At 53.6% G+C, this 10,696-nt stretch carries 9 protein-coding genes; 5 read left to right on the forward strand and 4 right to left on the reverse strand.

The genetic code is table 11. The features are described 5' to 3' along the window. Window positions 1–45: 45 nt before the first annotated feature. The gene (locus tag ACTHTK_RS06040) at window positions 46–1,395 is read right to left on the reverse strand and encodes a M16 family metallopeptidase (RefSeq protein ID WP_107723945.1); all 1,350 of its coding nucleotides are present in this window, start codon (window positions 1,393–1,395) and stop codon (window positions 46–48) included. Window positions 1,396–1,590: 195 nt separating this feature from the next. Between ACTHTK_RS06040 and ACTHTK_RS06045 the strand changes: the two genes are divergently transcribed. Beyond that, window positions 1,591–2,769, forward strand: a complete 1,179-nt coding sequence (locus tag ACTHTK_RS06045; protein ID WP_440378488.1) for a phosphoglycerate kinase — start codon at window positions 1,591–1,593, stop codon at window positions 2,767–2,769. 95 nt (window positions 2,770–2,864) lie between these two features. Here the strand turns inward: ACTHTK_RS06045 and yccS are convergent, their stop codons facing one another. From yccS to ACTHTK_RS06060, 3 genes are all read right to left on the reverse strand, one after another. Continuing rightward, a complete protein-coding gene (yccS, locus tag ACTHTK_RS06050) occupies window positions 2,865–5,006 on the reverse strand; it encodes a YccS family putative transporter (RefSeq protein ID WP_107723946.1) in 2,142 nt (713 codons plus the stop codon). 165 nt (window positions 5,007–5,171) lie between these two features. Next, window positions 5,172–6,401, reverse strand: coding sequence for a PilT/PilU family type 4a pilus ATPase (locus tag ACTHTK_RS06055; protein WP_049333157.1), 1,230 nt, complete (start codon window positions 6,399–6,401; stop codon window positions 5,172–5,174). A gap of 86 nt (window positions 6,402–6,487) precedes the next feature. Next, window positions 6,488–7,534: a type IV pilus twitching motility protein PilT gene (locus ACTHTK_RS06060; protein ID WP_004519239.1), complete on the reverse strand. Its 1,047-nt coding sequence runs from the start codon at window positions 7,532–7,534 to the stop codon at window positions 6,488–6,490. Between the two features lie 117 nt (window positions 7,535–7,651). Between ACTHTK_RS06060 and ACTHTK_RS06065 the strand changes: the two genes are divergently transcribed. The 4 genes from ACTHTK_RS06065 (at window position 7,652) to dksA (ending at window position 10,431) form a co-directional block, all read left to right on the forward strand. After that, window positions 7,652–8,347 (forward strand): YggS family pyridoxal phosphate-dependent enzyme, encoded by a 696-nt coding sequence (locus tag ACTHTK_RS06065; protein WP_107723947.1) that lies wholly within the window; start codon window positions 7,652–7,654, stop codon window positions 8,345–8,347. A gap of 76 nt (window positions 8,348–8,423) precedes the next feature. Next, the gene (gene proC, locus ACTHTK_RS06070) at window positions 8,424–9,221 is read left to right on the forward strand and encodes a pyrroline-5-carboxylate reductase (RefSeq protein ID WP_107723948.1); all 798 of its coding nucleotides are present in this window, start codon (window positions 8,424–8,426) and stop codon (window positions 9,219–9,221) included. A gap of 2 nt (window positions 9,222–9,223) precedes the next feature. Continuing rightward, window positions 9,224–9,781, forward strand: a complete 558-nt coding sequence (locus tag ACTHTK_RS06075; RefSeq protein ID WP_101755624.1) for a YggT family protein — start codon at window positions 9,224–9,226, stop codon at window positions 9,779–9,781. A 233-nt stretch (window positions 9,782–10,014) separates the two neighbouring features. Beyond that, window positions 10,015–10,431 (forward strand): RNA polymerase-binding protein DksA, encoded by a 417-nt coding sequence (gene dksA / locus ACTHTK_RS06080; RefSeq protein WP_004519243.1) that lies wholly within the window; start codon window positions 10,015–10,017, stop codon window positions 10,429–10,431. Window positions 10,432–10,696: the final 265 nt, after the last annotated feature.

Consider the following 10,696-nt stretch of genomic DNA (forward strand, 5'->3'; position numbering starts at 1 on the left):
GTTAAGGCCGTCTGAAAGGGTATGGGCTTTCAGACGGCCTGATGTTTATCGGCGTTTGGCAGCTTTTTTGCTTGGCGCGGCGGCAGGTTTTTGCGGCTCGATGATGACGGTACTCATGCGCTCGTCGGTCAACATTCGGGCGGCGGCCTGTACTTCTTGCGCACTGACTGCCTGTAAGCGGCGGTGGATTTCTTGTTCGTCGGTATATTGGAAACCGCGTGCTTCGAGGCGGCCCATCATGGAGGCTTGGGAAGACATGGAGTCTTTGGCGTAGATTTCGTTGACTGCTGCCTGGGTTTTGACGCGCTGCAATTCTTCTTCGGAAACGCCGTGGTCGGCAATGTCTTTGATCTCTTGGCGCAGCTGGGCAATCAGAGTATCGGTTTTCACGCCTTCGGCAGGCATGGCCATTACGCTGAACAGCGGCATTTCACGGCTGATGATGTCGTAATGCGTTCCTGCGTTCAATGCGGTTTGCTTGCCGCGCACGAGGTTTTTATCAAAACGGCTGGATGCGTTGCCTGCCAAAATATCGGAGAGGATGTCGAGGGCGAAAGGCATCGTGTCATCGAGTTTTTGGAGTTTCGGCACACGGAAGTTGATGGCAATCAGCGGCTGGTGTGTAACCGGAGAAGTGGCTTTGACCGTAACAGGCTTGCGCAAATAGGGTTCGGTATGGAGTTTGTTGCGCGGCGGCTGGGCTTTGGCCGGAATATCGCCAAAGAGTTTGGCGGCCGTCTGAAGCGTTTGTTTGGCATCGACATCGCCGACAATGACCAATACGGCATTGTTGGGCGCGTAATATTGTTTGTACCACGCGCGCAAGTCGTCGGCTTTTAGGGTGTGCAAATCTTTCATGTAGCCGATGACGGAGGCGCGCATGGACGGTTGGGTAAAGGCGGCAAGATAGGCTTGCTCCCACATTTTGCCGTCGGCCGTGTCTTCCGTGCGTTGGCGGCGTTCTTCACGGATGACGTTCATCTCGTTGAGGAATTCTTTGTCACTGAAGTTGAGGTTGTGCATGCGGTCGGCTTCGAGCTTCAGAATCTCGGGCAGGTTGGCGGCGGCGACGTTTTCGTAATACACCGTTTCATTGCGGTTGGTATAGGCATTGTTTTGCCCACCCAGCTCGGACACGCGGCGATTGAACTCGCCGGAGGGGACGTCTTTCGTGCCTTTAAACATCATGTGTTCCAAAGCGTGGCTCAAGCCGCTTTTGCCCGGTTTTTCATCCACGCTGCCGATTTTGTACCAAATCTGCGAAACGGCCACAGGCGCGCGGTGGTCTTCTTTGACGATGATTTTCAGACCGTTGGGCAGGGTTTCAGAAAGCGTCTGCGCCCATGAGGCGGCAGGCAGCGCGAAGGCAAGCATTAAAGCAATTCGGCGTAACATGGTTCAATCCGTAAAATGAAAATCAATCGCCAAAGTATAGCGGAAAATCTGCAAAGATTGGCCGAATGTTTCAGACGGCCTGAGACTTTATCTGCTGATTCACATCAAGCGCGGCCGTTGCCAATCTTTACCGTCGCGCCTCATTCGCGGATAATCCCAAACATTCCCGTTTCCAACCATCACAAAGGAATCATCATGGCATTTTTGAAACTGACCGAACAAAATGTTCAAGGCAAAACCGTTCTGATCCGCGCCGATATGAACGTACCGTTCAAAGACGGCAACATCAGCGACGACACCCGTATCCGCGCTTCGCTCGCATCCATTAAATACTGCTTGGACAACGGCGCATCTGTGATCGTGATGACTCACCTCGGCCGACCGACCGAAGGCGAATTCCATCCTGAAGACGATGTGGCGCCTGTTGCCGCACATTTGGGCAAACTGTTGGGCAAAGACGTGAAAGTATTGAACGACTGGCGTGAAAACAAACCGACTTTGAACGCCGGTGATGTCGTGATGCTGCAAAACGTGCGCATCAACAAAGGCGAGAAGAAAAACGACTTGGAGCTGGGCAAAGCCTACGCGTCTTTGTGCGACGTGTTCGTCAACGATGCATTCGGTACCGCCCACCGCGCCCAAGCTTCGACTGAAGCCGTTGCCCAAGCCGCACCGGTTGCCTGCGCCGGCGTGTTGATGGCGGGCGAACTCGACGCTTTGGGCAAAGCCCTGAAACAACCGGCTCATCCGATGGTTGCCATCGTTGCCGGCAGCAAAGTGTCTACCAAACTGACCATCCTCGAATCTTTGGCCGACAAAGTTGATCAACTGATCGTCGGCGGCGGCATTGCCAATACCTTCCTGTTGGCAGAAGGCAAAGCCATCGGCAAATCTTTGGCCGAACACGATTTGGTGGAAGAATCCAAAAAAATCATGGCGAAAATGGCGGCTAAAGGCGGCTCTGTACCGCTGCCGACCGATGTGGTTGTCGCTAAAGCCTTTGCCGCCGATGCGGAAGCTGTGGTGAAAGACATTGCCGACGTTGCCGAAGACGATATGATTTTGGACATCGGCCCTAAATCTGCCGCTGCTTTGGCCGATTTGCTCAAAGCTGCCGGTACGGTTGTATGGAACGGCCCGGTCGGCGTGTTTGAGTTTGACCAATTTGCCGGCGGTACCAAAGTATTGGCCGAAGCGATTGCCCAAAGCGATGCGTTCTCGATTGCCGGCGGCGGCGACACTTTGGCGGCGATTGCCAAATTCGGCGTAACCGATCAAATCAGCTACATTTCTACCGGCGGCGGCGCGTTCCTTGAGTTCTTGGAAGGCAAAGAGTTGCCTGCCGTTGCTGCTTTGGAAAAACGCGGCGTATAATCAGTTTTAATCTCGATGGCTGAATAAAGGTCGTCTGAAATCTGGAAATCAGGTTTCAGACGGCCTTATTTATTTTGTTGAAATGTGTTATCGGTTTAGGCGGTTTGCGTATCCGACTGTCTGTGCAATGCCTGATAACACGGTGCAAGCTGGCGGATGATGAGGTCGAGCTGGTGTTTGAGGATTTGGTTTTGTTGGGACTGCTCTTTGTCGGTCTGTTCCAAATCAGCAAACTCCTGTCGGATGGCTTCGATACTTGCATCGAAGGTGGCCGGTTCGGTTTGCGGCATTTGTTTGAGGAGTTCGGCGATGTGGTGGGTCAGGCGGGCATATGGGGCGAAGGTATCGCTGCCGTCGTGATGAACCTGGTCGCGGTATGCGCCGAGCGCGGAAATGTGGCCGGTCAGCGCATAGCTGGTTTTGAGCAGGGTAAAGCCGTCTTGCAGGCGGTCTTGGTATTTTTTCGGGTTGCTGCTCATGTCGGATAAGGTGCTGCTGAGGGCGGCAGTGCTTTCGTGGGCTTGGCGGCGGGTGAGGCGGTAGTCGACATCGTCGCGGCTGCCGTTTTGCAGCTGGTCGAGGATGGCGTCGAGATAGCGGCCGTTGGCAGTGATGGTCTGGGCGGCGGTATGGCTGAGGGTGAGGTAACGCCAATCTGGCCAGAGGTAGGTGGCGGCGGCCCATGCGATAACGGAACCGACGATGGTGTCGATGATGCGGATGGGCATGGCGTGGTACACATCCAAACCGGCAAGCGAGAGACTGGTCAGGGCTTGGATGGTGATGAAGAAGGTGGAGAAGCTGTATTTGTAGCTTCGGGTCATGAAAAACAGGGTGGTGCTGGCGATGACAATCCAAAGCTTGGTCTCAACAGACGGGGTGAAGTAGGGGACGAGCGAACCGACAATCACGCCGAGAATCGTGCCGGCGATACGTTGGTACACGCGGCTTTTGGTGGCGGTGTAGTTGGGCTGGCAGACGAAAAGGGCGGTCAGCAGAATCCAGTAGCCGAGGTTGAGATGGAGGATTTCGACGATGATGCAGGCAGCGGCCACGACGATGGAGAGGCGGGTGGCATGGCGGAAGACGCCGGATTCGAAATTGAGCTGGCTGAGGACGGTTTCGCCGATATTGCGGAACTTGGTGTTTTCAAGGGCGGCGATGCGGGTGTCGGCGTTGTCGTTTTCGGCAAGGGATGCATCGTTTTGCAGTTGCCGCAGTTGGTAATCAACGCTGCTGAGGTTGTCGAGCAGGCGGCGGATATTGTGGAGGTTGGCATTATCGGCGTGGGTCTCGGCAAAATGGCTGAGGGATTGGCGGCAGCCTTCCATGGCGCGGCCGAGGCGTTTGCTGTATGCGTAGGGTTTGTTGTTGCGCAGGGAGGAGGCAACGTTGCGGCACGCCTGGCCTTGCATTTCGAGCAGGCGGCGGATGCGGAAGATGAGGTCGGTGTTTTTGAGCTGATCGGCCATTTCGCTGTAATCGACGTGGGCGGAGCTGATGCGTTCGTGCATGTCTTGCGCGCAGAGGTAGTAGCGCAGCATTTTAGCGGTACGCGGATGGCGGTGTTGGCCGCGTAATCGGTAGAAAAGTGCGCCGCGGCATTGGTTGAAGGCGGTAATCACGCTGGTGTTGCTCATGGCCAAGTCGATTTGGCGGTTGCCCAACCAAGCGGCTTCGTCGGGGTCGAAAAAGTCGGCTTTGGCATCGAAGTAGTTGCTGAGTGCGTCGTAGGCGTTGGCGACGGTTTCTTGGACGGGGCGGTGGGGAAGGATAATTTGGAAGATCAGGGTGTTGACGCTGTATAGGACAGTGCCCAGCAGAATCATGATGGGGTTGGTCAGCCAGTAGGTCTCGGGGGTGTAGGTCAGCGTGGTGTAGGTGGCGACGGCGAGCGCACCGAAAGCGAAGGTGCGGTATTTGAGGCCGACGGTGCCGAGGATGGTGAAGCCGAAAGTCATCAGGGTCATGGCCAAGATGAAGGGAACACCTGTGCCGATGGTGCTTTGGGCAAGCAGTGAGGAGAGGGTGAACAGGGCAACGGTGATGACGATGTTTTTCAGACGGCCTGTGAGGCGGTTGTCCAAATCGACCAAACCGCCGGCAATAATGCCGAGTACGAAGGGCATAACTAGTTTGGGCGTATCGAAGTGCCAAACGAGGGTGGCGGCGATGAATACGCTGGCGAAGACGGGCAGGGAGGCAATGATCAGAGGTTTGAGCGGCGGAGTGTTCATGATGGTGTTGTTTATTATTCGTTATGAGGTGAATGATTGGATTTTAACAGGATTTTTAGTCGGTTTCAGAATGCTTTAAATGAGATAAGGCCGTCTGAACGGATACGGGAAAATACTTGATTTCGTTTCCACATCCGTTCAGACGGCCTTGTTTGGCTTGCGCCATCAGGTCATCAGGTTGAGGTCGCTGATGCGGTCGTAGAGACGCTCGGTATTGTTGCCCTCGTCGTGCATTTGAATGCGCAGGCGCAAATCGTTGGCGGAAACTGCTTGGCGCAGGGCTTCGCTGAGTTCGATTTGGCCTTGTGCGTAGAGGTTGAAGAGGTTTTGGTCGAACGTCTGCATGCCGTTGCTGCCGGAGCGTGCCATCAGGTCACGGATTTCCAGCAATTCGCCTTTGAAAATCAAGTCCTGCATGGCCGGAGTATTGAGCAGGAGGTCGGTAACGGCCGTGCGTTGGCGGTTTTTCTTGATGGTGAGGCGTTGGCCGATGATACCGACGAGGTTTAACGCCAAATCCATCAAAACCTGTTGGCGTCGGTCTTCCGGATAGAAGTTGATGATACGCTCGATGGTTTGGGAGGCCGTGCTGGCATGGATGGTGAAAACGCACAGATGGCCGGTTTGAGCCAGTTGGAGGGCGTATTCCATGCTTTCTTCGCTGCGGACTTCGCCGATACAGACGACATCGGGTGCTTGACGCATGGCGCTTTGAACGGCGGTTTTCCAGTTGTCGGTATCGATGCCGATTTCGCGCTGGGTGAAGATGCTGCGGCAAGGTTTGTAGATAAACTCGATGGGGTCTTCGATGGTAACGATATGGCCGGGCAGCTTTTGGTTGCGGTAGTTGAGCATGGAGGCCATGGTGGTGGACTTACCCGAACCGGTCGGGCCGGCGAGGATCAGCAGGCCGCGCGGAGCGAGTGCAAGCTCTTGGAGCTTTTCGGGCAAGCCGAGGGTCTTCATTTCGGGAATGTCTTGGCTGACGCGGCGCAATACCATGCCGACGCGGCCTTGCTCGTGGTAGGCGTTGACGCGGTAGCGCGTGTTGCTGCGCGATTGGACGGAATAGTTGATTTCCCAGTCGCGATTGAAGGCTTCGAGCTGGTCGGGGTTCATGGTGGACTCGGCGATGGCGGCGGTGTCTGCGCCGGTCAGCGCTTTGTGGGGCATGGGCGTGAGGGTGCCGCCGACTTTGATGGCAGGGGGAAAGCCTGCGCTGATGAAGATGTCGGACGCGTTGCGTTTTTCGGCCTCTTCACACATACGGTCGAGCAGGGGGTGAAGATGCGTGCCGATTTCGGCCGGGGTCGGGATGTGCGGTGCTTGGTTTTTTTGTGAGTAGGCTTGCACCATTTCGCTTAACAGGTCGTGCAGAGGGGCGAGGTCGCTCATGATGATTCTCTTTAAAACGGGTATTCGGTCAGGCTGAAAGGCCGTCTGAAAACGGGATGATGGGGTTCAGACGGCCTGAGTATGGTTTAGAAAACAGAGAGGTTTTCGATGTTTTGCGCTTTGCTGCGTGCCAGCTCGGGACTGATGGTGCCTTGGCGGACAAGGGTTTGCAGGGCTTGATCGAGGGTTTGCATACCGTGGGCCTGACCGGTTTGGAGGGCGGCGTTGATTTGGGCGATTTTGTTCTCGCGGATGAGGTTGCGCACGGCCGGTGTGGAAATCAGGATTTCGTGTGCGGCGACGCGGCCGTTGCCGTCGCGGGTTTTCAGCAGGGTTTGGGAAATGATGGCGCGCAAGGATTCGGACAACATGGAGCGCACGATTTCTTTTTCGCCGGCTGGGAATACGTCGACAATACGGTCGATGGTTTTGGCGGCGCCGGTCGTGTGCAGCGTACCGAAAACCAAGTGGCCAGTTTCGGCGGCGGTCAGGGCGAGGGAGATGGTTTCAGGGTCGCGCATCTCACCGATCAAAATCACGTCGGGGTCTTCGCGCAGGGCGGAGCGCAGGGCGTTGGTAAAGCTGTGGGTGTGCTGATGCAGCTCGCGCTGGTTGATGAGCGCCTTTTTGCTTTGGTGGACGAACTCAATCGGGTCTTCGATGGTCAGAATGTGGGCCGGTTGGGTTTCGTTGATGTAGTTGACCATCGCCGCCAGCGTGGTGGATTTACCCGAACCGGTCGGGCCGGTTACCAAGACCAAACCGCGTGGATTTTCGGCAATTTTTTGGAAAATGCGCGGCGCACGCAATTCTTCCAGCGTCAGAACGGTGCTCGGAATGGTACGGAATACGGCGGCCGGGCCGCGTTCGGTCATAAAGGCGTTGACGCGGAAACGGGCAACATTAGGCAGCTCAAATGAGAAATCGACTTCAAAATCCTGTTGATAGAGCTTGCGCTGGTGGTCGTTCATGACCGAGGTAATCATGGTACCGACTTCTTCCGAGCTCATCTCGGGCAGGTTGATGCGGCGGATGTCGCCGTGTACGCGTATCATGGGGGAAATGCCAGAACTCAAATGGAGGTCGGAGGCTTTGTTTTTCACGCCGAACGCGAGTAAGTCGGTAATCTGCATAATGTGGCCTTGTTTTGGTTTAGAATAATAAAATCGCTTTATTTTAAATAGATAAATCCGTTCGACCAAGTAAAATTTTCAAAATGCCGAGTGATGAACGGGTTAAAGGAGAAAACCATGTCGGTATTGCAACAAAACTATCAGGACGTATGCCGGGCGGTTGAACAGGCGGCTGAGGCTGTCGGACGGCCTGCGGAAGCGGTGAAGCTGGTAGCGGTCAGCAAGACCTTTCCGGCAGATGATATCCGCGAAGTATATGCGGCCGGTCAGCGCGATTTTGGCGAGAACTATATTCAGGAATGGTTTGAGAAAACGGAAACGCTGGCCGATTTGCCGGATATTGTTTGGCACGTTATCGGCGATGTGCAGTCTAATAAAACCAAATTTGTGGCCGAGCGCGCACATTGGGTGCATACGATAGGCCGTTTGAAAACGGCTCGGCGCTTGAGTGAACAAAGGCCGTCTGAAATGTCGCCGTTGCAGGTGTGTATTGAAGTGAACATTGCCGCGGAAGAGGCGAAACACGGTGTGGCGCCCGATGAAGCGGTTGCGCTGGCCCTTGAAGTGGCCAAGTTGCCGAATATTAAAGTGCGCGGATTGATGTGTGTGGCCAAGGCTGACAGCAGCGACGATGAGTTACGCGGCCAGTTTCACACCATGCAACGGCTGTTGGCTGAGCTGAATGCGGCAGGTGTCGAAGCAGATGTTTTGTCTATGGGTATGTCCGGCGATATGCCAATTGCGGTAGAATGCGGCGCAACCCACGTCCGCATCGGCAGCGCGATTTTCGGCAAGCGGCATTATCCTCAATAAAAGTAATAGGCCGTCTGAACCGGGTAGACAGCAGTTTCAGACGGCCTGATCGATATCACAAAGGAGTGACATATATATGAATATCTATTTTCTCGGCGGCGGCAATATGGCGACTGCCATTGCAGGCGGTTTGGTCAAACAAGACGGTTATCGTGTCCACATTGTCGAACGCGGCGCCGAAAGACGAGCGCAACTGGAGCAAGAATTGGGCGTAGCCACTTCTGAAAACCTGCCCGAATTGAGTGCGGACGATGTCCTCATTCTCGCTGTTAAACCGCAAGACATGCAGGCAGCCTGTCAAAACATCCGTTTAAATGGTGCGCTGGTGTTGTCCGTAGCGGCAGGTTTGTCCATCGATACCCTCAGCCATTATCTGGGCGGCACACGCCGTATCGTACGCATCATGCCCAATACGCCGGCCAAAATCGGTTTGGGCGTATCCGGTATGTTTGCCGATGCAAGTGTTTCAGAAGCCGACCGCACAGCCGCAGACGGCATCATGCGCTCTGTCGGCACAACCGTTTGGCTGAACGAGGAAGAGCAACTCCACAATATTACCGGCATCAGCGGCAGCGGCCCCGCCTATGTTTTCTATCTGTTGGGCGCTCTCCAAAATGCGGCCTTAGCACAAGGTTTCAATGAGCAAGACGCACGCGAACTGAGCCTTGCTACATTTAAAGGCGCAGTGGCTTTGGCCGAACAAACCGGCGAAGCATTCGCACAATTACAGCAAAACGTAACTTCCAAAGGCGGCACGACACACGAAGCCATCGAAACCTTCAAAGTCCGTCACGTTGCCGAAGCCATCGAACAGGGTGTAGAAGCCTGCGTCAAACGTTCGCAAGAAATGGCGCAACAATATAAGGCCGTCTGAACATGCGCGGCGACTTGCTCCTATTATTGGCAGACGCTATTGCCATCCTGTGTATCACGCGCTTTTTGCTCCGATACGCAGGATTGGCAGCAGAACAACCCCTGCTCAAATTCAGCATACAGGCAACAGGCTGGCTGACCAAACCTTGGCAAAAAGCATTTCCATCCGGCGAGAAAACCGATTGGTACTGCCTGCCTTCAGGTTTTCTGGTGTACTACCTTGCCTGTACCGCCATTATTTTCATCTCGCCGGCGCTGTCCATCAGCAATAAGCTGATTTTGGCAAACTTCTGGTTTGCCGCGCTCCATATGCTGAAAGCCGCGGCTTATACATTACTTATTGGTCTGATTATTAGAATGGTGTTCAGTATACAGGGCCGCTATTCGCCGTTGACTTATGCCATCGAACGAATCTTGCAGCCATTGCTCAAACCGTTTTCCTTCTTACGCGTAGGACGATACGATTTTTCAGGCAGTTTATTGGCACTCTTATTATGGTTGTGGCTGGCCCGATGGTTTCCCCAACTTATCCAGCAAACCAACCTATGGTTGCTTCAATAGGCCGTCTGAAAGCGCAGCAGGTATTAACGACCAAAAATACAACGTCCTAAAAAGCGCTTTAATACATTTAGGTGTAAGGTAGTGCAAAAAAGTGCAAATCGAAATATAAAGAACAAATGAATAGGTAAAACATGATATGATTCGCCCAATTTCCAAAACGGAAATTCAAGAAAACCCAATAAAAGCAAACCCGTAGCATCCAAATCATTAACAACAAACCGAAAGCAGACACCATGGCAAAGCTGACAGAACAAGATATTTTAAACTGGGATGGTCCTGAAGAGGACTACATGAACAGCGACCAATTGGCCTTCTTCCGCGAACTACTGGTTAAAATGCAAGAAGAGCTGATTGAAAATGCAAACACCACTACCGGCCATCTTCAAGAGCACGAATCCGCTCCCGATCCTGCTGATCGAGCTACTCAAGAAGAAGAATACGCTTTAGAACTGCGCACCCGCGATCGTGAGCGTAAACTTCTCAATAAAGTGCAAGCGACTCTCCGCAGCATTGACGAAGGTGATTACGGTTTCTGTGCCGATACCGGCGAACCCATCGGCCTCAAACGCCTGCTGGCACGTCCGACCGCGACATTGTCCGTAGAAGCGCAAGAGCGCCGCGAACGAATGAAAAAACAGTTCGCCGACTAAGAATATAAAGATAGAAACCTCAAAAGGCCGTCAGAAAGAGCATTTCAGACGGCCTTTAGTTTGTATTTTTTGTATGTGTGGATTATGTAGAAAGTTTGATAGTATTTTTTAGAAATAAAAACCCTGTTAAAACAGGGTGGTGGTTAAATTTCTAGAAATAATTTTGCGAAAGGTGTTGACTGGTTTTGTTGGTAGGCGTATAGTTCGGTTCTTCGCTGCTGACGCGGTGAAGAAAACGAAGCAGACAGTATAACACAGTTAGTTA

Origin of the sequence: Neisseria sp. P0006.S009 (assembly GCF_051962915.1) — a bacterium.
In the GTDB taxonomy this organism is placed as follows: domain Bacteria; phylum Pseudomonadota; class Gammaproteobacteria; order Burkholderiales; family Neisseriaceae; genus Neisseria; species Neisseria subflava_E.